Annotated in this window: 20 protein-coding genes and 1 pseudogene; 11 read left to right on the top strand and 10 right to left on the bottom strand. The window is 54.3% G+C overall.

What is annotated here, in order from left to right; genetic code table 11:
- Positions 1–183 precede the first annotated feature (183 nt).
- Together JMJ16_RS32670 and JMJ16_RS32665 are read left to right on the top strand one after the other, a co-directional pair.
- Positions 184–732, top strand: a complete 549-nt coding sequence (locus JMJ16_RS32670; protein WP_201388417.1) for a cysteine hydrolase family protein — start codon at positions 184–186, stop codon at positions 730–732.
- Positions 733–740: 8 nt separating this feature from the next.
- Positions 741–1388, top strand: a complete 648-nt coding sequence (locus JMJ16_RS32665) for a hypothetical protein (protein ID WP_201388415.1) — start codon at positions 741–743, stop codon at positions 1386–1388.
- Positions 1389–1420: 32 nt separating this feature from the next.
- Here the strand turns inward: JMJ16_RS32665 and JMJ16_RS32660 are convergent, their stop codons facing one another.
- On the bottom strand, positions 1421–2638 hold the full coding sequence (locus tag JMJ16_RS32660) for an MFS transporter (protein WP_201388413.1): 1218 nt from the start codon (positions 2636–2638) through the stop codon (positions 1421–1423).
- 234 nt (positions 2639–2872) lie between these two features.
- Between JMJ16_RS32660 and JMJ16_RS32655 the strand changes: the two genes are divergently transcribed.
- The gene (locus tag JMJ16_RS32655) at positions 2873–3682 is read left to right on the top strand and encodes a carboxymuconolactone decarboxylase family protein (protein WP_201388411.1); all 810 of its coding nucleotides are present in this window, start codon (positions 2873–2875) and stop codon (positions 3680–3682) included.
- Positions 3683–3843: 161 nt separating this feature from the next.
- Here JMJ16_RS32655 and JMJ16_RS32650 read toward each other — a convergent pair whose 3' ends face one another.
- Both JMJ16_RS32650 and JMJ16_RS32645 read right to left on the bottom strand, forming a co-directional pair.
- Positions 3844–4608: a class I SAM-dependent methyltransferase gene (locus JMJ16_RS32650; protein ID WP_201388409.1), complete on the bottom strand. Its 765-nt coding sequence runs from the start codon at positions 4606–4608 to the stop codon at positions 3844–3846.
- A 102-nt stretch (positions 4609–4710) separates the two neighbouring features.
- Positions 4711–6366, bottom strand: coding sequence for a WD40 repeat domain-containing protein (locus JMJ16_RS32645; RefSeq protein WP_201388407.1), 1656 nt, complete (start codon positions 6364–6366; stop codon positions 4711–4713).
- 618 nt (positions 6367–6984) lie between these two features.
- On the opposite strand from JMJ16_RS32645, the pseudogene JMJ16_RS54730 reads away from it, so the two are divergent.
- A pseudogene (locus JMJ16_RS54730) lies at positions 6985–7200 on the top strand (IS3 family transposase); the annotation flags it as partial.
- Positions 7201–7482: 282 nt separating this feature from the next.
- On the opposite strand, the gene JMJ16_RS32630 reads toward JMJ16_RS54730, so the two are convergent.
- Both JMJ16_RS32630 and JMJ16_RS32625 read right to left on the bottom strand, forming a co-directional pair.
- On the bottom strand, positions 7483–8304 hold the full coding sequence (locus JMJ16_RS32630; RefSeq protein ID WP_201388403.1) for an alpha/beta fold hydrolase: 822 nt from the start codon (positions 8302–8304) through the stop codon (positions 7483–7485).
- Positions 8305–8312: 8 nt separating this feature from the next.
- The gene (locus tag JMJ16_RS32625; RefSeq protein ID WP_201388401.1) at positions 8313–9401 is read right to left on the bottom strand and encodes an RRXRR domain-containing protein; all 1089 of its coding nucleotides are present in this window, start codon (positions 9399–9401) and stop codon (positions 8313–8315) included.
- A gap of 594 nt (positions 9402–9995) precedes the next feature.
- On the opposite strand from JMJ16_RS32625, the gene JMJ16_RS32620 reads away from it, so the two are divergent.
- Together JMJ16_RS32620 and JMJ16_RS32615 are read left to right on the top strand one after the other, a co-directional pair.
- Positions 9996–10631 carry a TetR/AcrR family transcriptional regulator gene (locus JMJ16_RS32620; protein ID WP_201388399.1) on the top strand — a complete coding sequence of 212 codons (636 nt, stop codon included), beginning with the start codon at positions 9996–9998 and terminating at the stop codon, positions 10629–10631.
- 121 nt (positions 10632–10752) lie between these two features.
- Positions 10753–11811 carry a hypothetical protein gene (locus JMJ16_RS32615; RefSeq protein ID WP_201388397.1) on the top strand — a complete coding sequence of 353 codons (1059 nt, stop codon included), beginning with the start codon at positions 10753–10755 and terminating at the stop codon, positions 11809–11811.
- A gap of 154 nt (positions 11812–11965) precedes the next feature.
- On the opposite strand, the gene JMJ16_RS32610 is transcribed toward JMJ16_RS32615, so the two are convergent.
- Both JMJ16_RS32610 and JMJ16_RS32605 read right to left on the bottom strand, forming a co-directional pair.
- Complete coding sequence (locus tag JMJ16_RS32610; RefSeq protein WP_201388395.1) at positions 11966–12760, bottom strand: class I SAM-dependent methyltransferase; 795 nt, start codon at positions 12758–12760, stop codon at positions 11966–11968.
- A gap of 36 nt (positions 12761–12796) precedes the next feature.
- The gene (locus JMJ16_RS32605) at positions 12797–13387 is read right to left on the bottom strand and encodes a Clp protease N-terminal domain-containing protein (protein ID WP_201388393.1); all 591 of its coding nucleotides are present in this window, start codon (positions 13385–13387) and stop codon (positions 12797–12799) included.
- Positions 13388–13611: 224 nt separating this feature from the next.
- Between JMJ16_RS32605 and JMJ16_RS32600 the strand changes: the two genes are divergently transcribed.
- The 3 genes from JMJ16_RS32600 to JMJ16_RS32590 all read left to right on the top strand — a co-directional run bounded on the left by JMJ16_RS32600 (position 13612) and on the right by JMJ16_RS32590 (position 16000).
- Positions 13612–13854 carry a ferredoxin gene (locus JMJ16_RS32600; RefSeq protein WP_201388391.1) on the top strand — a complete coding sequence of 81 codons (243 nt, stop codon included), beginning with the start codon at positions 13612–13614 and terminating at the stop codon, positions 13852–13854.
- A 114-nt stretch (positions 13855–13968) separates the two neighbouring features.
- Positions 13969–15225 (top strand): cytochrome P450, encoded by a 1257-nt coding sequence (locus JMJ16_RS32595; protein ID WP_201388389.1) that lies wholly within the window; start codon positions 13969–13971, stop codon positions 15223–15225.
- Between the two features lie 241 nt (positions 15226–15466).
- Entirely contained in the window at positions 15467–16000 is a 534-nt protein-coding gene (locus tag JMJ16_RS32590) for a PadR family transcriptional regulator (protein ID WP_201388387.1), read from the top strand.
- 108 nt (positions 16001–16108) lie between these two features.
- Here the strand turns inward: JMJ16_RS32590 and JMJ16_RS32585 are convergent, their stop codons facing one another.
- On the bottom strand, positions 16109–17509 hold the full coding sequence (locus JMJ16_RS32585; RefSeq protein ID WP_201388385.1) for a bifunctional UDP-sugar hydrolase/5'-nucleotidase: 1401 nt from the start codon (positions 17507–17509) through the stop codon (positions 16109–16111).
- Positions 17510–18316: 807 nt separating this feature from the next.
- On the opposite strand from JMJ16_RS32585, the gene JMJ16_RS32580 reads away from it, so the two are divergent.
- Positions 18317–20350: an APC family permease gene (locus JMJ16_RS32580; protein ID WP_201388383.1), complete on the top strand. Its 2034-nt coding sequence runs from the start codon at positions 18317–18319 to the stop codon at positions 20348–20350.
- Between the two features lie 35 nt (positions 20351–20385).
- Here the strand turns inward: JMJ16_RS32580 and JMJ16_RS32575 are convergent, their stop codons facing one another.
- A complete protein-coding gene (locus tag JMJ16_RS32575; RefSeq protein ID WP_201372234.1) occupies positions 20386–21090 on the bottom strand; it encodes a response regulator transcription factor in 705 nt (234 codons plus the stop codon).
- The gene (locus JMJ16_RS32570) at positions 21083–22774 is read right to left on the bottom strand and encodes an ATP-binding protein (protein WP_201388381.1); all 1692 of its coding nucleotides are present in this window, start codon (positions 22772–22774) and stop codon (positions 21083–21085) included. Before JMJ16_RS32570 ends, JMJ16_RS32575 begins: the two co-directional genes overlap by 8 nt.
- A gap of 157 nt (positions 22775–22931) precedes the next feature.
- Between JMJ16_RS32570 and JMJ16_RS32565 the strand changes: the two genes are divergently transcribed.
- Positions 22932–24272 (top strand): PD40 domain-containing protein, encoded by a 1341-nt coding sequence (locus JMJ16_RS32565; RefSeq protein WP_201388378.1) that lies wholly within the window; start codon positions 22932–22934, stop codon positions 24270–24272.
- Position 24273 lies beyond the last annotated feature (1 nt).

Raw genomic sequence — 24273 nt, 5'->3', positions numbered from 1 at the left:
TCTTTGGAATATTGCATTGGAAGATTGGTTGTTGCTCCCATAAGATAAATCAATGCGGAGTAACCCCCCATTCGAGGGCGCGGCGTGGCGTCGATGAATGGAGGGAAGATGAGGTATAATGGGGGCGACAATATGCTCCAGGCTGGAAGAAGCGGGCCGGGGGTAACAAAGGAGACACCAAACGTGAGCAAGCAGACAGCATTGATTATTGTAGATGTGCAGGTGGCCCTCTTTAAGGTTCCGGGACGGCCGACCTATCACGAAGAGGAGTTGCTAGCCAATATCGCGCATCTCCTGAAGCAGGCACGCGCCAGCGGAACGCCTGTGATCTATATCCAGCACCAGGAGGAGGCGCCCAGTTCCCTGGTTCCTGGCACGCGTGGCTGGCGCATTCACCCATCCATCACACCTCTGGAAGGCGAGACAATTATCCCCAAGCGCTCACCCGATGCCTTTCTCGCCACGACGCTGGACGAGGAACTCCAGGCGCGTCAGATTACCCATCTCGTCATCACGGGATGCCGCACCGATTTCTGCATCGATACCACCTGCCGGGCCGCGATCAGTCACGGCTATGATGTGACGCTGGTCGGCGATGCCCATTCCACCATTGATCGTGTTGTGCTAAACGCGGAGCAGATTGTCGCCCATCATAACGCAACCCTCAATGGTTTTGGCTCTCCCGAGCACACCATCACAGTCAAACCAACCAGTGAGGTCGCCTTAGCGTAAACATACATATGTCACAACAACGCCTACCATCCACAATCTATCACATAGCTGAGGAGGGCAACTGGCCCTTTATCCAGCAATACGGCCTCCTCAGCGCCCAGGCCCTTCTTGAGCAGGTGAGTCTGCCTACGCAAAAGAGGAGCTTGCTTGAGCAACAGCGTACCGAATCGCTCACACTGCCCAGAGGCATCCTGATCCGGGATCAGAAGCCAATGCCACCCACGGCCCTGGCGCGCTGCCTGCACGAGATGACGCCAGCCCAATGGTACTCTTTGCTCAATGCCCGCGTCTTTTTCTGGCTCGATCCCGAGCGATTGAACCGGATGCGCGGGGCGATGAAGGAGCGCCCACAGATTGTGCTCAGCATAGATACCGAGCGCCTGCTGGCACGCTACGCGGAACAGGTCACACTGACGCCGATCAACACGGGGAACGCACGCCGTCAACCCGCGCGCCGGGGAGCCGCCACCTTTGTGCCCTATACGACCTGGCTCCAATCGGGCTGGCTCAGCGAGTCTGAGGCCCTGAACACGCGTCCTCGCCCACGCAGCCACCAACCCGTAGAGCTAACGATCACACCTGCCATCCCCGATGTACTGGATTTTATTACCCATGTCCAGCGCCTGCCGCCCCTGGAGCACTTCGTTCCCCACTAACAATCCTGCTTTATGCTGTTGCAATTCGCCTCTTATTCCCGCATACCTACTTCGGCCAGGGTGGTCTCTGAACTGCTGATGGCCTGCTCTGGCCGATCTTTGGGGCGTGTGATAAGCAGCACGCTCGCCGCTGCCAGCGTTCCTAGCAGAGCGCAAAGGAGCCATAAACCAGTCGTGCTCCAGGTAAAAACAAGTGTGCCAAGCAGAGGGGCCAGGATCAGACCGAGGCTCCAGGTCATACCCCAGGCCCCCTGATAGCTCCCTCGCAGATGCGCTGGCGAGAGATCTGCCACATAGGCGGTCGTGACCGGTCCCTGGACTATTTCGCCAAGTGTCCAGATGACCACAGCCAGTGCCAGCAAGGGAATAGTGGGCGCGAACGCGAGCAAGCCAAAGCCCAGCCCGATAAGCAGGAAGCCAAACGCGATCACAGCAGGCCTGGGAAAACGGCGAGTTATGGCACTAATTGGCAATTCGAGGAACACAACAGCGAGGGCATTGACTGAAAGCAATAACCCATAGACAGCATTCGATAAGCCAAGCGCCTGAACCTGGAGAGCCATAGTAGAGAGGTGTTGCAGATAGACAAAGGCAACGGCGATCCCTGCTACCAGGAGGATGAGAAAGCCGCGATCTGGCAATACAGCCTGGAAGAAATTGCTTTGCCTGGATGACGGCTCTGCCCGTTTACGCACATCAGCGGGAAGGGCAAAGAGAATGAACAGGCCAAAGATGACCGAGGTCAAGGCATCACCAATAAAGAGCAATATAAACGAGTGGCTGGCGAGGATGCCCGCGACTACTGATCCCGCGGTCACCCCCAGGTTAATTGCTAATCTATACAGGGCAAACGCACCCACCCGCTGCTCGGATGGAACGAGGTCCGCGATAAGCGCACTGGAGGCTGGACGATACAGCTCCGTCGCCAGGCCCGCCAGGGTAACAAGCACAATAATCAGCCACAACGCTGTTGCCTGCGATAGCACAAGCATGGTGGCGGCTGAAGCAAACATAGAGAGCATAATTGTATTTCGCCGCCCCATTCGATCCGCAAAATAGCCGCCAAGAGCAGCAGCACTGATGCTGCCAATACCATAGGCACTGGCAGCCATACCCGCCTGGGTAGCGGTATAACCTTTGGTTGTCATGTAGAGGATGAGGAAGGCACTGACAAAACCACCAATACGGTTAAAAAAGGTGCCTATACATAGAACCCAGAGTGAGCGAGGAAAATTGAGTGCTTTCTGCATTTTTAATGGATTTCCTAATTTCTCTATTTCTATCTTGCTCCTGACAAAGGAGATATTCCGCGTGTCCAAAGATGCGCTGCAATAGCCATGGCTTCATTTTCACCAGCGAAGCGAGCAAGCGCTATTATACGCCTTGAAGAGAAGCGTGTCTAGCGGTTTTCGGACATGACCAACATATGTGGATGTGATATTCTAGAAAGGTCTAAGCGAGGCTAGAAAGAAGAATCTTATCGTATGAATGAACAAAAAGTAGATACATTTGATAAAGTAGCACAGGATGATGACCGCTATACGCGTGGAATAGCTATTCTCCAGAAGGTCGGCGGGGAGAATTATGACGCCCCCATTCGCACCCTCGACGACATCGCGCCCGCGCTGGGCCGCTTCACTGTAGAATTTGGATATGGCGATGTTCTAGCGCGCCCTAATCTTGATTTGAAGGCCCGGCAGATCTGTACTGTAGCCGCCCTGGCAGCCCTGGGTACTGCTGCGCCCCAGCTCCGCTACCATATCCATGGAGCAAGGAACCTTGACTGGAAACCGGAGGAGATTGTCGAGATCCTGATCCTGGCAAGTGTCTACGCTGGCTTTCCCGCGGCTCTCAATGGGATCACGGCGACCCGTGAGGTCTTCGAGCAACGCGGAGACAAACCAGCGGTTGATAGCGGCACAACGACAGGCGACCGCTACGAGCATGGCATGCAAACGCTTCAGCGCGTAAGCCGTGGCTCTGGCGCGGCCGTGGTCGAAAGCCTCAAGGGTATTGCCCCCGATCTGGGGCGCTTCATCATCGAGTTCTCCTATGGCGATGTTATCGGTCGTCCCGGACTCGACGACAAGATCACGGAACTCGCGACCGTCGCTATGTGTACCGCCCTTGGCACAGCTCAGCCCCAACTCGCGGTCCATATTAATGCCGCCCTCAATGTTGGTGCGACGAAAGAGGAAATTGTAGAAGTCATCATACAGATGGCGGTCTACGCAGGTTTCCCGGCAGCCCTCAATGGCATCAGCATCGCCAGGAATGTCTTTAAGGAGAGATAGGAGAATGGGGCGGCGCTGTTAATACGTATTAACAGCGCCGCCCTTAAAGTGCACGTCGGGCTGGTCTGCCACTTACGTTTGTGGGCTAGAACCAGTTAGCTTCTCTGTGGTACATCCACAACAGACGGCCTGTCATAGCTTGAGCGATTTGATGCATGGATTTAGCTACGCCTCTGGCAGACATAGATCATCGCGGGTGATGTAGCGGTCAGAGGATCCTGTTGCCAGTTACCATAGCAGGCACGAATCTGAAATCCATTGTAGAAGAGCAAGGCTTCCATTTCTTGTGGGAAAACGTAGCGCAGGTTCGTGTGAAGGGTCTTCTCCTGGCGCTGACCATCTGGATGGAGGAACGTGAGCTGGCGGGTATAGTGCTGAATCTGGGTCATGGGATCATAATATTGCTCTTCGGTGGTTAGAAGTTGTCCCCCATCAGGCAGCGTGTACTTCGGTGGGTCGGGATGGCGGACTTCCAGGAGATTGCGCGGGGTGGGATTGCGCGTTTCAAAGAGGAAACATCCCTCCGGCTCCAGGTGTTCCCGGACACGTGCCAGCATCGCTTCCTGATCCTCTCGAGTCAGAAAGAATTGGAAGACATTTTCCAGCATATAGATGAATGGGAAACGCTTCTGGAGGTGGAATGTGCGCGCATCAGCCACCACCCAGTCAATCGAGACGCCCTGCTGAATAGCCTTCTGGCGAGCCCGTTCAATCATCTCTGGTACTATGTCCACGCCTGTAACCTGGTAACCTTCCGCAGCCATGCGCAGGGCAATACGTCCTGTTCCACACGCCAGGTCAAGCAGCGGTCCACCAAGCGAACGCGCCCACTGCTTGGTTAATGGCCAATCAGCATAGTAGCCCTCGTCCTCTAGATCAAAGGTCTGCGGATCGCGGAACTCTTCCAGGTTATCATGATCAAGCATTGAGTCCTCTTTCATTATGCTCTACAGGTTAGATACACACAAACGTTGTGTCTGTACTCGTGGTCATGAGAAAACCCAGAACACCATCATAATCGCTTGTGCTTAGAGCCGAGGCGCTTCCCAGATTTGGATTGTGTGATCAGCAGAACCAGAAGCAAGGAAGTTGCCATCAGGCGACCAGGCGACCGACCAGACAGTGTCGCGATGCCCCTGGTACGTTAAGAGCTGTGCTCCTGTCTGCGCATTCCATATCTGGACCGTCCAGTCCGACCCGGCAGCCGCAATCCTGGAGTCATCAGGCGACCACGCCAGCCCGTTGGAGCTTCCCCAGTGTCCCTGGCAGGAACATATTTGCCGATTCGCGGCGATATCCCAAATCAGCACGGGGGAAGGTTGGCCGGCAAAACCATCGCCTGGGATGCCAGCACTCAACGAAATCGCCAGACGCCGACTGTCGGAGGCCCAGGCCACATCTGATACACTCATTCTGAACTTTTCGGTCTCGGAGCTCACAGAGTAGCGTGGCGGTTGGTACGTCCAGATCTTCTTGCCACGGGAGATATCCCACACGTCCACCTGATCCGTGATCACCGCAAGCATCCGGCCATCGCCTGACCAGGCCATCGTTCGGGCAGTGTCTGAGAGTGGATATGTGGCCAGAGGTTTTAGATCGCTCGCCCGCAACACAAACAACACCGCCTGATTCTCCGAGATGAACTTACTTGTTACGAGAGCGGTGCCATCAGGCGACCACGCAACGCCACCATAGAACTCGCTAAGGATCGGGTTCCGCTCGACAGGGGCAAAGCGCTGCACGAAATGTCCGCTCGCTGCTTCCCAGATACTCACTCCATCAGCATTCACGGCAGCCGCGATCCAACGACCATCGGGAGAGAGCGCAATGTTATTGAAAGATTTGTCGGTTTCTCCAACAATATTACCATTGGGAGAGGGAGGAGATATATAGGTCTGCATCACCTGACCGGTCGCGATCTTCCAGGAGTGCAAGACGCCACTCAAACATTCCACGAGTGAAGTATTGTCAGACGACCACACCAGCTTTCTCATCCCATCCAGAGATGAATAATGTGACCCTACGATAGAGAGCACCTGGCGGCGCGTCACATATGGGTGGGTAAGCCAGCCCAGATCCAGGCCCACTGCACTGCCAACCACCAGTAATCCGCTTAGATTCACCACGCTGGTCAGCGCGTGTCGCCGGGACATGCGCGTGTCTGGCGCTGGCTGCTGGTCAGCCTTCATGATCCATTGCGTTGGATCTGGAATAAGCAAGCCAAGCGCCGAGAGCAGTAAGGCGCCACCGGTCAACCAGAAACCCACTTGCAAGTCCCCTCCGCGGAGATGTTGCAGGGTCTCAGGGGGAAACAGCGGAAAGCAGAAACTACTCATGAGCACGAGAGATACACCAACAAGGAACAATGACCAGATACGCCCCCAACGAAGATGCGCCCAAAATAGGCGCATAATCCCACATCCAAGCAGCAAGAGCGCCGTACAGGGGACCAGCCAGAGCAGCGCGGGTGCGCCCGGCGCCACGCCCGACAAAAGGATCAGATCCTTGCTGGCGAAATCGAGCGCTATCTCCCAGCCAGATGCATTCGGGTACGCGAACCATGAGGCAGTAAATCCATACAGCACGAGTAGCGAACCCAGGGGCGTCAGCAAGAGCAATTTGCTATCTTGCCAGGAATAGCTCGCCTTATCCTGCCAGGAATAGGTCACGGTCTTTTTTGACATATAATTCTCCTTAGCTCACGCGTGAGCCTCACTGGACGTTTTAGAGATAGTGGTAAACCTCACCACAATGAGGATTTTGTTTCTATCTGTAGATTCTTCATTTTTCTCGTTTTACCTCTCGATTTCATAATCAATCGATATAATCAGGTATCCGGCTTTCGCCGGCTTCGAGCTATTCCGAAAAGGGAATTTCAGGAAAGGCAGATAAGAAATCGTTGAGATCTCTTCCGTAATTCTCAATGGTGTTTGAGGCTTTTCGCTCTTTGACGAGTTGCTCAATGAAGGACCGTATGAAATGAAGAACCGTGTGAGCGGAATTTCCGCGGCCTTTGGACAACATGCCCAATTTACCTCTTACATATCTGGCTCCCCCTTGTTCACGGTCGCTGTTGCTATTTAGCATATCACAGTAATCCCTCCTACAAAGGGAGGTAATCTCTACCTGATGTTGTCCTGGTTGGATAGGAGGTCGAAAGTGAAAGGAGCAAAAGAACAGAAGTGATCTTCAAGGAGGCAACAATGGCAGCGCATCAACCGACCTCTTCTCATGAATGCAAACAGGAGGCGGGGCGGCTTCTGTACGAAAGCGGCAAAAAACAGCAGATGAGCGTCCAGATCAGCATAAGCCGCGTCGCCAATTGCTATGGCAATGCCGTCATGGAGAGCTTTTTTGCCACCCTCAAAGAGGAGTGCATGTATCGAACCCATTTGTAGAGCCGTCAGCAGGCGCGAGCAGTCGTCTTTGAGTATATCGAGTGCCATTACAACCATGTGCGACGACATTCAGCCCTTGGATACCTGAGTCCATGGGAATTTGAACATCGTATGACCTAAGCTTTCGCATTAGACTTTCTCCCAAACTGGGATAGGGCCATGCATGAGCATGACCAAATGAGCTCTTGCTGCTTGATCGTGTTCATTGTCTCTTGCTTCCTGCTCTTCCATACGATTCTCCCTTTTACCGTTCGCCATCCACGCCTCTGGTGCGCTGCGTGATCTCGTAGGATGGGTTCTGTTGCGTCAACGATACCATATGCGCTACGTTCCATGACCAGAGCTACCGTGAGGGTGACCGCGTGTCTGCGCGATGTCTCGGCACGCGGTCACCCTTGCACCCTACGGGAGAGGTGTCTCGCCAAGCACATCTTGCAACTTCGCGGAAAAGGCCCTCGGATGACTGATATAGCCCACATGGTGCCCGGGAAACTCCACAACGGGCGTCCCTAGCTTGTCCGCCATTGCGACCGCATTCTGATATCCGACATACGCTCGTCCGCTCTCTCCAGCAGCAATCACGATCCGAGTCTGGACCAAGGCGGATCTGAGTGCGGTGAAATCAAACCGGTAGCGGTCATACATGGCAAATTCCCGCTTCAGTAAGAACATGGTGTTCTGGGTGGGTCGCTCCCCTTGTTCCGGCAGGTCGGCATCCGGCTCCCGGTCGTCGTAGGTCACACCGATCTGTGCCATGAATTGCTGAATCGCCGAAGTCGCGCCCTCACGTTGAGCGATTCCTCGGATGGTATCATGGCGCTCTTCTAACCCAGACAACAGATGAGATGGGGGCTCGTGCGCGATCAGTGTGCGCACTTGCTCGGGATAGCGTGCGACCAGGTCGAGTCCGACGACCGCACCGCCGCTGCTCCCAAATACATACGCGGGTTCGGACGTGACCGCAGCCAACAGGTGGTGAGCATCGTCACTATGCATCTCCACCTGCTGTTCTTCCTCTGGATTGTCGAGCGTGCTGCGGGAGAGGCCCCGGCGGTCGTAGGTCACAACGGTGTACTGGCTGGCGAGGTGCTTGACGACGCCGTTGAAGGCACGGGCATCGCCACCTCCGCCGTGGATCAGAAGTAGGACGGGGCCAGAGCCGCGTACCTCGTAAGCGAGATGTGCACCAGGCACGCGCAAGGTGCCACTTTTCGTTGAACTCATCTAACAAATCAGCTTTGTGGAAACCCCTGGCTTGAGCTATGGGGAGGCGCACAAAGCCGCTCCTTTCTCTCCTTTTGGGGAACGAGCCAACTGCGCCATGCCACCCATGTCTTGATAGCACATGTTGCAGGCTTGGCTCCCTGTGTGAGACGTTTGTTCGTTCGATAGGCATGTAAGCTTACCGTTTGCTTTTTTCGATCAAAGCCACCTACGGTACACAGGCCATATTTGGGATGGCTTACCAATGTTCCACGCTTTAATCCAAGTGAGCGGGTGCCTCCATATGGCTTACGCACGCCTCCCTTTGAGGCTTGTAGGCGATGCAATTGGCGACGGTGTAATACCGCTCCGACAACATACCAGAGTCGTTGACAGGTTGGCGTTGTTGCTCCACTGACTGAAGCTGCCAACACCCAACTATCTACCGCATGGCTCTCAAAGTGTTGCTTCTCCTTTTGTTTGGTTTTCTTGAGGCTATACTGCTCGCGTAATTGTTTGGTTTCCCATCCCTGTTTCGAATGCACCTGTAGCCCCATACGAGTAAGTAACCGATACAAATGGTCTTTTCCAACCTGGATCGGACTAAATGAAAGATTCCATTTCCCTCCTTTCCCATTTCTCGTTGCCGCTTGCACATCCTCTACCACAGCATCAGTCAAAGGCAGAATGCCTTTGAGATGTGCCACAATACGTGCTTTGGCTTCCCATCGGCTTCGTGTGGAGGGTGGTATGCGCTTTTTCCGATTGAGGCGATTGTTGAATCGCTTTGGACGACGCCACTTCCGATGCCGACGTGCCCGACGCATGGTCCTGCGCGTTTCCATAGCATCTTTCACGTGCGTAGGGGCTTCCACCATCAGATTGATTACGGTGTCTTTGCTGCCAACCACACTGAATCCCTCAAATTTGCTACCAGGATCAATCCCTACCACAAGAGGTTGATTCTGTGGTTCTTGCTCGTAGCACAACTGGACAAAGAAGAGGCCAAGCCGATTGCGCTTTGGGCGTGCCTTACCACTCTTGAATAAGTGTCGTGCTTTGGCAGATGTACATGGCATTAACGCCACCCCACGACTATCTACAACAGGTATTCGCATAAAGGATTTCCTTTGCTCCTGGTCGAGGCCAGGGTAATATTCCCCTTCGTGAGAGCAGGACAGGCTTAACCCCGCAGGGTGCCAGCTTGGGCGCGGCTAGAAGAGGCTCAAGCGAGGGGGGGGACTCGAACGTTCTTGAAAACTAGCCCATCCCGCGACTGCTACCGAAGTAGCCCACTAGACATGACTTGCATTGTCTCAGCCCTTCGACAAGCCCCTGCCTTTCGGCATGGGGTTCATGACTTCCTCACTTCGTTTCTCTGTCTCAATAGATTCTATAAACAATGTGTTGCTTCGCCTCTGCTGTTCGAGGCATCGCTGTCCCTCCTTCTCAAATTATGACTGACTTAGTCAGTCATAATTATAGGCGCTCACTTTCAGGTTGTCAAGAATTCGGCGGAGAGGATCAACTCGGCAACGAAGCTGTATTGGAGAGAAAGAACATAGTGAGTGCGTGTGCAAGGTGATGTGTCAACACTAGGAGAAGTTTTTTCTGGTCGAATGGTACACTCCCCGAAAGCGCTTGACAAAGATGGGCTGAAGAGGTATATTTTTCAATGAAATAATTTTTTATTCATTGAAAAGGACAGTGGAATGCCTCGAACGCCAGAAGCGAATCAACGCATCCGTGAAGCGCAGCGTGCAAAGATCCTGGAAAGTGCCAGGAGCGTCTTTGCGCGCAAGGGGATGGAAGCGACGATCACTGATATTGCCGCGGAAGCTCAGATTAGTCTTGGACTGGCTTACCGCTACTTTGCTGATAAGGAAGCGATCTTCTCTGAACTGGTCAAGCAAACAGTACCAGACGATTCTGCCGAGTTCCAGAAGCTGGTGGAGATGCCTGGAACACCAGGGGAACATCTTGCTACGCTGATTTCGAGTATCGTGGGAGCACGCGGGCAGCGCGAACCACTTGAGGCCCATCAACTGCTTCAACATGCCCTCGATGCTGATGCTATGCCCGAAGAGATACGCGAATCGCTCAGCAAACGCTATCAAATGTTGTTGGCGACGATGAAACAACTGATTGTCGAGGGCCAAGCCACCGGCGAGGTTGCGCCGGGCGACCCGGATCAACTGGTAGCGGTGGTGAGTGCCTGTCTTGATGGCCTCACCCGTTGGGCTCTACGAGATCCAGAACAATTTCGCACCTACGTTCCTGATGCCCAGATCGTTCTGCGACTTTTTCAGCCCTTAACAGACGAGAAGAAAGCCTCAGAACAATCGTAGAGCAGCTTGCTTGGAGGCTGAAGGGAGTATCGCTTTAGTGGATACTATGTCCTGATGCCCTCCTGTCCTTTTCTTATGTTTTAGTGTATGAAACAAAAAAGTGTTCGAAGGGAAAATGTGTATGAAGCTCAATAAAGCCGAATTAGTCGTGCAACAAAAAAGGTCTCCGCGAGTCAAGGGCATCGGTTACGACACCGGATTCAGTGTCGACGGCGTCACCCGCCGGCCGTTCGACCACGAGATCGTCCGGCGCGAATTGCAGATCATCCGCGACGACCTGCACTGCACCGCGGTGCGCCTGTTCGGCGATGACCTGGACCGGCTCGAATTCGCCGCGAGCCATGCCGCCGACCTGGGCCTGGAGGTCTGGTTCTCGCCGTTCACCTATCAGTTCGGCCCCGAGGAGATGCTCAACCTGCTCGCCGACGGCGCGGAGCGCGCCGAGCGGATCCGCCACCGGGGAGCCGAGGTCGTGTTCGTCACCGGCGCCGAGCTGAGCCTGTTCAACAGCGGGTTCCTGCCGGGCAACAGCCTCGAGGAGCGGACCGGCCGTCTGCTCCGGCGCGAGCCGGGGATACGTGAGCTGCTGGCCGGGCTACCCGCCCGCATCAATGACTTCCTCGCCAGGGCCGTTACCGTGGTCCGCGAGCGGTTCGGTGGCAAGGTCACGTACGCCTCCATCCCGTTCGAGGGCGTCGACTGGACGCCATTCGACATCGTCTCGGTCGACCTCCACCGCTCGAAGGAGATCGCCCACATCTTCCAGCAGGGTGTCCGCACGCTGGTCGCGCAGGGCAAGCCGGTCGCGATCACCGAGTTCGGCTGCACCACCCACCGCGGCGCGGCCGACCACGGCGCCCGCGGCGGCGGAGAGATGATCGTGTTCGACGGGACCACCCCGGTCCGGCTCAACGGCGACTACACCCGCGACGAGCAGGAGCAGGCCACCTACCTGCGCGAGTTGCTGGACGTCTTCACCGCCGAGGGCGTCGACGCCGCCTTCGCGTGCACCTTCGTTTGCTACGGCTGGCCACACCGCAGCGACCCCCGCGAAGACCTCGACATGGCCAGCTGGGGCGTTGTCAAGATCCTGGAGAACCGCCTCGGCGACACCTATCCCGACATGCCCTGGGAACCCAAGGCCGCCTTCACCGCACTCGCCGACTACTACCACGGTTGATCGCCTCAGGACCGGGCCAGCGATACCAGGCGCGTTTCTGATGTGATCTGAATAGTGCCCACGGGTTGCGTAACGAGATACACTCAAGGATGTGAGAAAGAAAGCCCATCATGCGGACGACGTATGATGGGCTTTCTTTCTCACATCCCCGCATTCACTTGATTCCGATGCGAACTCGGTAACTAAAATACCAAGGAATGGGTTCGGACCCGATATGTTGGAGCGCGGCCTGTCTGAGGTGATCAAACCCGATCTCTTGTTTGGTGAATTGGAACTGGTGGCTGAGCGCACTGCTCTGCATCATCTCAAGAAACCGTGCAGCGTCTCCCTGCTCGATATGATGAAGCAATACCTCGCGGGTGAAGCGGAAGTGAGCACTCTCGCGCAGAGGGTCGAGGGATTTGTTCTTCGGCCAGATCTTGAAGCTCTGAGCCAGTCCGCGCTCCCGGACAAGCTCCACTAAGCGCAAACTTCCCTCCTGGGCGAGCCAATCAAGCTCCCAATGGATTGCTGGTGGCGAATCATAGTCATACGCCGCAAAGAGTCCTCCGGGTCGCAGAATCCGAGCGATCTCGGCCAGGGTCGCAGTTGGTTCCATCCAGTGGAATGCTTGGGCAGCAGTGACGATATCCGCACACCCATCAGGCAGACCCGTCTGATGAGCAAGCCCCTCTCGATACTCGATATGTGCTGCGTAAGGATGGCCCTCGACGTTGCGCACAGCCTCGTTCCGCATATCGGCATTGGGTTCGATCCCAATCACCTGCTCGGCCCGCTCGCCCCAGATCGCGGTTGACAGTCCAGTCCCGCTGCCCAAATCCACCACCAGAGCGGGATGCGGCAGGTGAATCAACTGCGTCAGCAGATCGAGCAAAGCTGGTGGTGGCGTCGGACGCGCCCGATCGTAGCTGCTGGCTTTGCCAGTCCAAACATCACTAGTTTCTGTCATGCTGTTTTCTCCTTCCTTTTTTAAGCAGGGGAAGAGCTAGCCGAGAAGCTCGAAAACCTGGGCGCGTACCTTTCCCAAAATCCCAAGAGTATCGAGAATATCCGCACCGACACCGCCACCATCGCGCACTATTCCCAGCAAGATATGCTCGGTGCGAACGTAGGCACTTCCCTGACGCTCTGCTTCGTCCAGCGCAAGTGAGAGCACCTTGCGAACTCGGGGCACGTAGTCAATTTCCTCCTTGACAGGTTGGTTTCCACGCCCAATTTTCTTTTCAACAGCAGCACGGACAGGATCAAGTGCGACACTCAATTTTTCCAGCGCCAGGGCTGCGAGGCCCTCTTGTTCACGCAACAAACCTAATAATAGGTGCTCGGTCCCGATATACTGGTGATTGAAGGACAGTGCCTCCTCGCGGGCGAGGGAGAGGACATGCTGAGCATGCTCATTGAAGCGACTGAGGTGTTTACTGGGTATCCATGTCGGCTGATAGCCCTGTAAAGCTTGAAACAGCAGTTGGTTGAGGACGCTGGTGATCGTGCGATCCTCCGTCTCGGCGATCTGCGCCAGTTGCTCATAGAAATGGACTGGAATTTCGATACGCTGACGATCCTTACTGGATGGCATACAACGGCTCCTGTTTCTGTTCCCTTTTTTTGGGCGAATACGATGGTATTTACGGTGGTATTTCTATCTCGGATAATACCATGGTAAATACCACAGTGTCAAGGAGCGTCGAGGATGCTCGGCATTTCCACCCCTAACATTCCCTCTCATCACCTTGCCCATTGCCTATCTGATATATTATTATTACCTATGTCAACGTAACATATCAGAAAGGAGGTGATGACGTGCGCGTGATCGCGTATACCCAAAAGTGTATTGCGGGCGGGAACTGTGTGCTCGCCTGCTCCGACGTTTTTGAGCAGCGAGACAGCGATGGCACCGTTCATGTTCTCAATGAGCGACCTTCTCTGGCGCTGCTGAAAAACGTGCGACAGGCCGTGGATCTCTGTCCGGGTCAGGTCTTCAGCGTTGAGGACGAAGCAAACGATTCAGAGCTCATTGTTGTAGAAAATGACCAGGCGGTCTGATAAACGAAGGGCGTGGTATTCACCACCGTCCATGGAACTCGCTTGTGAAGATTCCCTCATTTCAGCAAAATAGTGATAAAAACAGGCAAATTCTAGATTGGAGCAAATAGCCCTATGAGTAACGAACAGGATGTCAACGTTCAGGTGCCGGAGGTGCAGCAGGAAGCAGCACCGCTCCATTTCCCGTTTCCGCTGGCTGATCATCGTCTGGAGCTACCCAAAGAGTATACGGAGTTGCAAGCAACGTGCCCGGTAGCGCGTGTGAAGATGCCCTACGGCGGTGATGCTCTTCTGTTGACCCGCCATGCAGATATCACGAAGGCTGCAAACGATGCGCAGCGCTGTGGCACGATTCTCCGCTCAGACGGCGATGTGCCGCGCATGGAGGTCTCGCCCCGTACACGCGAGGGTTCGCTCTTTACAGTGACACCTGAGCGCCACAACCAGATTCGCCGCCTGGTTACGCAGGCCTTCACCGTCAAGCATGCCAACGAGATGCGTCCAGGGGTAGTCGCACTGACCAATCGGCTGATCGATGAGATGGAGCGCAAGGGACCGCCGGCGGATCTCTACGAGGACTACGCCATCAAAACGCCGATGGCCGTCATTTGTGACCTGTTGGGCATTCCCTATGAAGATGAGAAGCTCTTCCGCGAATGGGGGCGCGATCTGCTCTCGCGCACTGCCACCTCAGAAGAACAGCAGGAGCGCTGGCAGAAAATGGTGCAGTATATTACGCCCCTGATCGAGAAAGAGCGGGCCAATCCGAGCAATACCGTCCTGGGTCTGCTGGTGAAGAACCACGAACAGGGCGATGGCGTGCTTACAGAGCAGGAGATGCTCTCGTTCGCGCTTGGATTGATCGCCGCCGGTTTTGAGACGACCAGCACGAGCTTTACCAATTCCGCTTTTGTGCTGTTCCAACGCCCAGATCTGCTGGAACAGTTGAAAGCGCGCGTCGATGATGCAGAAGCGATGGCTTCCGCGATCGAGGAGATTCTGCGCGTCACCCTGCTGGGTGCGGGCGGTAGGCCGCGCATCGCCCGCGAAGAGGTCGAGTTCAGCGGCGTCCATGTCCCGCCGGGCGAAGTGCTGGTGCTGCCCTTTCATGCCGGCAATAGAGATCCATCGGTCTTCTCTAATCCAGACGTGGTGGATTTTGATCGCACGCCAAATCCCATCCTCAGCTTTGGCCGTGGTATCCATGCCTGCCTGGGTCAGCAACTGGCGCGTATGGAGATGCAGGTGCTCTGGACGACGCTACTCAAACGCCTGCCGAATGTGCGCCTGGCGGTCGCTCCGTCTGAGGTGCCCTGGCGGTCAGGCGATACAGCGACCACCGGTCCGGCTCACCTCCCGGTGGTCTGGTAGTAGTTGCTCGCTTGTCCATCTCTGATTTTCCTCTCTGCTCTTGAAAGAAAGTGTGGTAGAGAGGCTGAGGTTATAGTATAACATTCGGAGGTCGCATCGAAAGACTGCGCAAGCTTGCTATGGCCTTACATGCAGCCCTACAGATTTTGCCCATATAGTCGGGCAAAACAATCTCAACGCTCTAGAAAGGCTAGCGCAGCCTTTCTTGCTCTTTTGTGGAATATATCGGGGATGGACGTCTATGCTTGCGGATATGCTTATACTTGCCGCGCTTCTTTCTCGCCCAATGCATGGATATGAGATAAAGAAGGCTTACGATCAGACATTGGGCGGACTGGTGACGCTGCACCATAATCAGCTCTATCCGGCGCTACGGCGTTTTGAGGAGATGGGTGTGGTGCGGCGCGAAGCAATCGAGCAACAAGGAAAGCCCGATCGCCACATCTATCATTTGACGGACCATGGTCTGTCCGAACTGCGCGAGATGCTACGCGACTTTCCACACACAATCGCTCGCAACGATATGGACTTCTATGTGCGTTTCGCCCTCTTCGGCTTCCTGGAGCCTGAGGATCGCGTGAAGATCCTGCAAACGCGTATACAGGCGCTCCAGTCCCTTATCCTGGAAAAGGGACGATACCAGAAATATCTTGATTCCCCCATTGTGGGCAAAGTACAGCCCTATGTCGAAAAATTGAATGCTTTCAATGATCAACGAATACAGACGGAACTTGAGTGGCTGGCGCGAATGATCGAACAGGTGCAGTTCCTTTAAAGTTCTAACAGACTCTAGGCTAAACCTCCCTTTTCTGTGGTTCGCGGAACCATCCTCGTATCCAGTCAACCTGGGAGAGATTCTAGAGGATCATGGCTCCTGCATGTTTTACCCCAGGCGACCCATCACCGGCAGGCTAATACTCTTCTGTAGTGTGATATATGCCTCCAGAGCTTCGGACAGGATAGTAGGCATATCATACGTGGGATTGAGCCCCCACGCGGGATCGGTATACCCTCCATAGGAGTCCAGTTCCCAATCTGAACCCGCGACACGGTAGATCCGTTCTGGGTCTACCAGCTCATCTCCAACATAGAGCTGCCCGGCACGCATGCTTGCGCCACTCAGGTGGAGAAGGCCTTGCGCGTGTCCACGCAATGGGCGGGGTCGCCTGGCAACCATTTCAGGGTCGAGGCCACGCTGGATAACGGCAAGCAATTGTGCACCAGTCATCTCCACGACTCCGGGATTTCCAGGCGAGGGACAGGCTTCCCAGAGCTTTCCACGTGTTAGGGGTCCTGACGGAAGCGCTTCAACAAAGCTGGCACCCGATGTTATCAAAGCCACCTCGGCCCCCATTCGTTCACGCAGCATATCAGCCATGAGGTTTACCGTACTACACTCACGCTCCTCTGAGAAGTCCAGTGCTTCCATGAGCTCGCCGATGACTTCACTAAACACATGCGTAATATCCTCTTCAATCAACTTGACCTCTACCTCTATCTCCGGAGCTGGAGGAATTTCCTCGCTGACGGGCTCGACGCGTACGCGCTCGACTGAGAGGCGTTCACCATCCCAGAGCAGATCAAGATAGCCAAGATGCTGCGCGTAGCAGCCCGCCTGAACAATCAGTACTTCACCAACACGCTCGCCTTCGGGTAGTAGGTCATGCGTATGTGCACCAATAATCAAGGGAACCACACCCTGTAGCTCGCTGGCGAGTTCGCGATCGTTCTTCAATCCCATATGTGAGAGAAGGATCACCACGTTGGCTCCTTGCTCACGAAGCTGTTCCGCCAGTTCGCGCACAAGCGCTACTGCCGATAACTCAAGCATACCGAAATATTTTGTATAGCTGTTAAACATGTTCTCAGAGAGGCCGATCACGCCCAGGTGCAGCACTCCCGCCTTGAGAATGGTCGCAGCCTGTACACCTTCAGGAACCGTGCCGTTGGGCAGGCGCAGGTTGGCCAGGAGTTGGGGAAAACCCGAAACCTCTCCATACTCCTTAAGAATCTCGTACCCATAACGCAGCAGACCGCCATTGCCAATCGTCGCGACGTCACAGCCTGCGGCCGCCAGCAGACGGTGCATTCCTGTGCCACGCGTCAGATTGCTCAAGCGGACCGAGGATTCTTCTATGTCACCACCATCGAGATAGAGAATCGGTAGGTGAGGAGAAGCCGCACGCTCCTGCTTCACCAGCGTTGCGATGCGGGCCAGACCATCAATACGTCCATGGATGTCATTACTATGCAGAATACGTACCCGCTGAGAGAGTGTTGTCATACATTTTTCCTTCAAATATACATACTCATCTATATCGCAATTATTGTAACACACGTGTTCATCACCTTGATCCTGCCACGTTAAGGCTTTTTTCCTGTCTCTCCCTGGAATCCCTATTGACTATTCAATTGAGACAAGTGATCCTCTCAGCCCAGGAGCTTTCCCAATGCCAAGCGGGCGGAGCGCGAGACCACAAAGAAGCAGTCATGGTTCATGCCAGGAGCGTGACTGGCGCACCAACCGTGTTCCGAAAGCAAGCATCCCCTTTCTCGTTTCCTCCATCATCAAGCTCATCTTCCACCAGCGATTTGCTCGGCCAGCAATTTGCTCGGTAGGAATTCATACGCTGAAAGCGCTTAAAAGCGCGATCTTATTTGATCGAGGATTGTTGCCAACGTTAGTTCAATTGAGGTACACTTCTAACATATGTATTCTGTATCTGACCAAACACCAATGGCGTTTATTTTGCATCTCTTGCGGATGGGTAAGAAGTCTTTAATTAACGCTCCATTTCATGGGCGAAACGAGGAGAAAGGCAGCTGTAGCCTGCTTGAAACTAACTGTCAAATTGACAGCAATGTGCTTGGTCAAAAGTAGATACGGTTTAACATATATAGACAATTTGCAGCCTCAATGAGGGAAATAGACCAGTTTGGCAAAGTGTCGAGCTGGGCTTAAAATGGCTTGTATGCTACACTATGTAGCATGCGTGAGAGCCTTGCATGCTACATCTAGCAAGCATGCAAGTTTCCTAGAGGAGGGCAAGCCTCCTCGCATCATTCTCGACCAAAAGGATGACAGTTCGACATGGCACAGGAATCTGTGGCTTCAACAACATCAGAAGTAGGACATGAGGGGAGCGAGCATAATACAAAAAATATGCTTGGCCCTTTACTCTGCTGGGCAGTAGTCTTTGCAGATATTGGGACCTCGGTCTACTACACACCTGGAATTCTCTATCAAACCGTTCACGGACTCGCGGGCTTCTTTGTATTCTTGACGATGACCGTTTTTGTGTTGCTTACATTAAAATATGCAGAGGTAACACATCGCTATCCACAGGGTGGCGGCGTCGTGACGGTGGGTGCGCAAGCTCTTAACCCCTGGTTTGGTGCGCTGGGGGGTATGTTTATCCTGGTTGACTACTTTCTGACCGCAGCTATCAGTAGTCTTTCCGGCATCCAGTACCTGAGCGTGGTTCTTCCTACGCTGGCACCCTATATCCTTTGGGTCACAGTTGCCGTCGTCATACTCCTTGGCGTCCTCAACTGGGTAGGTATCAGTGAAAGCGCGAAGGTGAGCCTCTTTGGCGCAATTATTGCCTTTATTAGCGACATCGCCATCCTCGTCACCGTCTTTTCCCACATTTCATTTGGCGAGTTTTTACAGCTCTTCCCAAAAATGTTTGCCAACCAGCATCTGACCGGGTTAGCCCTGCTGATTGGCTTTGCGAACGCCTTTCTGGCCTTCTCGGGTCTGGAGAGCATCTCACAGCTCTCCCCTGTTATGAAGCGCCCACATAAGAAGGTTGCGGGACAGGCCCTTTTTCTGGTGGTCATCACAATTGGCCTTACCAGCCCACTTTTGACGCTCTTCTCGACACAACTACTTCCTTCCAATATCCTGACCAATCCGGATACCTCCGGGCAGGTCATCTCACTGCTGGCAGGCAACTGGGGCAGCGTTGTGCTCCAAACAGAGGTCGCTATCAGCGCCAGCGCACTCCTGGTCTTCGCTAGTAATACGGCGATCATCGGCGCCTATCATGTGTTTATGGCCCTCTCGCGTATGGGCTTCCTGCCTGAAGTCGTCTTGAAGCGCAATAAGATACGCGATACGCCTCACTTCTCTATCGCCCTGGCAACCTTTATCCCGGTCGCGATCCTTATCGCCGTCAACGGTAACATCAACTTGCTGGGCGATATGTATGCCTTCGGCCTCCTGGGTGCCTTTACGCTCACCTGCCTGGGCCTGGACGTGGTTCGCACACGTGATTGGAAGAAGGCTCGGGCCGCGCGTCAGCAGCGTCTAGCATTGAGTACACAAGGTAATGGCCACGCTAGCGTTGGCAGCATTACTTCGACGCACGATTTGCAGCTCTCGCAGGTTGAAGCGCTCAGCAATACGGATACGCCCCTCAGGAATGGCTCCAGCCTTCCGCTACAAGAAGCGCAAAAAGAGACGCATGGCTTGTGGTTTAAGATCGATTATGTCCTGGGTATTCTGACCACTCTGCTGGTCGCGATTGCCTGGGTGACGAACCTGATCTTTAAGCGCGATGCCACGATCTTCGGTGGCAGTATCACCATTGTGGGTATGATTATTGCCTACCTCTATCATGCACGCTCCAGGAGAGTCACCGGCCGCGTCACTGTACCAGTGGTGGTCACACGCATCGAAGAGCGGATGCCCAACTCGATTCTGGCCATTCTTAAGCCAGGCGATCCACGTAATGAGGCGGTTATCCGTGCCGCAGTCAATAATAATGAGCAACATCGCCCGGTCGTCTTCCTGTATCTGAGTGATGCGAAAGCGCGGCCTCATACGCCTCGTATGATGGAGATTGTTGATCCGTATCTGGATGATGAGCAGGCTAAAGAAGCCTTTGGCAAAGCCGAGAGCATGGCACTCAATGCCAAGTTGCCTGTCCGCAAGTATGTGTATCTGCAAGGGCAGCCAGAGCTTGCCACACAAATCTGGCAGATGCTCCATCCAAAGGATACGCTCGTTTCGGCAGATGATGTCGAGGAAAACGAAAAGATCAAAAATATCAATCCAGATCGTATTCGCTACGAAGTTACACCCGAAGGCAGAGTGGCCCACCTACTCAAGCGCTGGTAGGCCAGCATGTTGCCAGTCAATGGCTCGTTCTCGCTCTATTCTGGCTCCTCGCTGTTAAAGCGATAGCCAACACCCGAGATGGTCAGAATAAAACGAGGATGAGCCGGGTCTGGCTCGATTTTGCGCCGCAACTGCCCAATATACACATGCAAATAATGTGCCTCTGTGCCATACCCCGTTCCCCATACCTGCGACAGCAACATCTGACGCGTCATGATCTTGCCCGAGTTACGGATCAACGCCTTCAAGAGATCATACTCGGTCGGCGTCAGCTTCACTTCTTTCCCCTCAACCTGCACCAGGCGCTGGGAGAAATCCACGCGCAAGGGGCCAGCCTGAAAGACGGGTTCAGTTCCCACCTTGACCTGGGCTGAATGCCGTAAGGCCACACGTACACGCGCCAGGACCTCATTTAAGCCAAAGGGTTTGGAGACGTAGTCGTCTGCCCCCAGGTCCAACGCCTGTACCTTGTCACGCTCTGTATCCTTTACAGAAAGCACAATGATGGGCAGGTTCGATTGCTCCCGCACCTTTCGGCACACCTCAAGCCCACTGATTCCAGGCAGTCCCAGATCAAGCAAGATAAGATCCGGGCGATGGCGCGCAACCTCTTCCAGCGCCTCTTCGCCACTGGAGGCAGAAAAGACTTCATAGCCATAAGCCGTCAGGCTTCTTTGTAAGGCACGCACAATCTCAATTTCATCGTCAACTACAAGTATACGAGCACCACTTTTATGCATAGTCCAGTTCTTCTCCCTTTGTCAGTGGCAAGGTAAAGCGGAAAATCGCGCCCCCCTCAAGCCTGTTCTCGGCCCAGATGCGACCTCCATGCGCCTCGATTAAACCACGACAGACTGCCAGGCCTAATCCCGTTCCCATTGTACTACTACTGGAGCGCCTGGTTCCTGATACACGGTAGAATTTGTCAAAGATACGCTCCAGGTCGCCTGGAGGAATGCCCGGTCCATAATCACCAATGCTTACAAGCATATTCTCATCCATGACTTCGACCGAGATTTCGATTGGTGAGCCAACAGAGGTATAACGTGCCGCATTCTCCAGCAAATTCGTGACCACCTGGTCCAACTGTAGGTAGTCAATCTGAACAGGGGGTAAATCCTCTGGAAGCGAGGTCCGGATCTCGCGCCCATCTAACGTTGTCTGCATATGCCCCAGCACATCGTGAATAAGCTCATCAATAGGGTACCACTCCTTCTCTGGATGGAGCGCCCCGCCCTCGATGCGCGACATATCGAGTAAATTGCCTACCAGGCGATTCAAGCGATCAGCCTGCCGCTCTATTGCCTGAATAAAACCCGCTCGCTCCTCTTCACCCCATGAGACATCTTCTTGGAGTAGACTGCTGGCCGCCGCTTTGATAGAGGCCAGAGGCGTGCGCAAATCATGGGAAACCGAGGACAGCAGTGCCGAGCGCAAGGCATCGGTGCGTCGTAATAGTTCAACCTGCATGCTTTCACGTCGGAGGCGCGCCCGGTCAATAACCGCCGCCGCCTGGTCCATAAAGGTCCAGAAAAACGCGGCTCTCTGTGAGAGTTGCTCACCTCTTCCACGCGCACGCGTTCCCAGCATAAATTGCTGTGGATCCTCATTCATCAACAGGCGCACGACACCAACGCTGCGCTGTCCCAACATCAAGGGCAACATACGAATATAGCCCCGCTTTGAGGCGTTGGCATCCATCCTGCGACGATACCAGTACCGGATAGGGTCACGCGCCGAGACCAACGCATCGCTATGGAGGTCGATCACCTTTCCTTCGCGCATGGCCGTCATGGCCGTCACCTGCTCGTCAGGTACTAATTCCATGATTGTACCTGGTGTCTGTTTTACGTCGGCATGTAAAACAAACTGATTCTTCTCATTGGGGAGAAGAATGGCACAATCGCGCACACCTGACGAGGCAAACTCGCGCACAACCGCCTGGGCCACCACCTGGAGCTGGCGCTCCATACTCGCCTCATTCGTGGTAGCGCTCACCAGTTCATACAACGCACGCGTCTCACTTTCACGCATTGTTGCCTGCTGGGCGCGCTGCCGCAGGGCAGCCGCTAGCTGACCGGTAAAAATAGCCGTGACGAGAAAAATGAAGAGCGCTAACCATTCCTCAGACTTAGCAATGGAAAAAGTATAGAATGGTGGGACAAGAAAATAATCAAAAGAAAGGAAAGCAACGACAGAGGCCACCGTCGCGGCGTAGAGTCCCCGCGTACTTGCCAGCACCAGCACAATAAGTAAATAGATGAGCGAGACGTTTGGGATCGTTGGATACAGTCTAAGAAGGTAGAGACAAAGCGTCACTGCCAGAGAACTCAGAATTCCCAGGCATGAGTCGATGATATAAAGCTGTCCCTTCTGCCCCTTATCTGCTTTGAGGAATAAAAGTTGCTCGATTATTCTTTTCATAGTGATGAGCCTATATACTACACACAAACCCCATCTAGAGACACAGCGCAACCTCACAATTGACTGCCAAAAAGAAGCATAGCACATCTCAGAAGTAACTGTAAGCCCTGGTTAAAACGCTCTTGACCACGCGGCCCGTGGCGCATATACTGCAAGCATGAAACGACAAGATCTGGCACTTCTCGCCCTCCTGCTACTGCTGGCTAGCCTGCTCCTCATCGCCTGCCAACCTGGGCATGATGGAACAAAGATCATTGGCTATCTCAAAGATGGACAACTCTGGACGGTTGACGCCAATGGCGCCAATAGCTTCGCCATCGCCAAACAAGATGTGCCAGTCATCGGGTATAGCTGGTCGCCCAATCATCAGATTGTGGCCTTTCGCACACTCGATACGGACTTCGCACGTACCCCGGCAGCCAGAAGTGTCCTGGCAGAACAGAGGCCAGGTGGCATAATACAGGATGCCCCTGGCGCCGTCAGTACCGTTGGAATCGATGGTGGCACGCCCATAGTTGTCGCCTTCTCAAACACCAACGCACGCTATAGCAATGCCACCTGGAATCCATCTGGGAATCGCCTCCTGCTCCGCCAAACGAGTGTAGGCGATACTTTTCAGGCTGGCGATGCCACCTGGTGGCTCACCCAGAACGATCAGCCCGGTGGGATCGCCGCCAAAATCTTCCCAACCAGCTATGCGTTCCCTTCTTTCGGCTATACGAATGATCTTGTCGCGGGAATTGCTGATAAAGGACTCTTCACCACAACCCTGGCTGGCACGCAACAACGCGCGCTCACCAACCAGGAACTCACCGGGCATCCCCTTCCTGCTGGACTCGAACGCGTGCTCTGGCAACCACAACACCAGGATACGAGTCTACTGTATGCGCAAAGCATAGATTCTCAGCCCGCATCTTCTGGACACCCGGCACAGGTACAATTGATATTGCGCTCTCTAAAGAGAGCGCAACGCGTGCTGGCAACCTGCGCCTGCACGCAGTTTGCCTGGAGTCCCGATGGCAACGCGATTCTCTATACAACCGGTACCTCATTTACTATTTTACCTCTCAACCAGCGACATGCGTTCAGCTTCCATGCCGATCAAGAGAGCACGCCCTCCTGGTCGCCTGATGGCCGCTTTCTCTTGCTCAATAGTCCACACAGCCTGATACTGATAGATGTCGCTCATCAACGTACCCAGACCCTCCTGAGCAGCCCCGCTGGTACAGGGGGTCAGTTAGGAAACGCGGTCGATAGCAAAGCGCTGCTCCAGCCCTTGCCCAATAGTCCCTGGGCAGCCGATAGCCAGCATTTCCTCTTCCTGACGCAGCAGCGTCTCTCCTGGCAGGGGAAACGCCTAGCCCAGGGAGAGGGTCTTTATACTGTATCCCTGACACCTGATGGAGGTCTACAAGGGGTGCCTACCCTGGTCGCAACGGGCGCGATTAGCCAGCCCGGCTGGACCTACCAGGATCCCAATACCTCCTTCCTGTTTTAAA

It is taken from the genome of Ktedonobacter sp. SOSP1-52 (assembly GCF_016587395.1).
The sequence above is the reverse complement of the archived record's forward strand: the minus strand, read 5'-3'. Positions and strand labels throughout refer to the sequence as shown.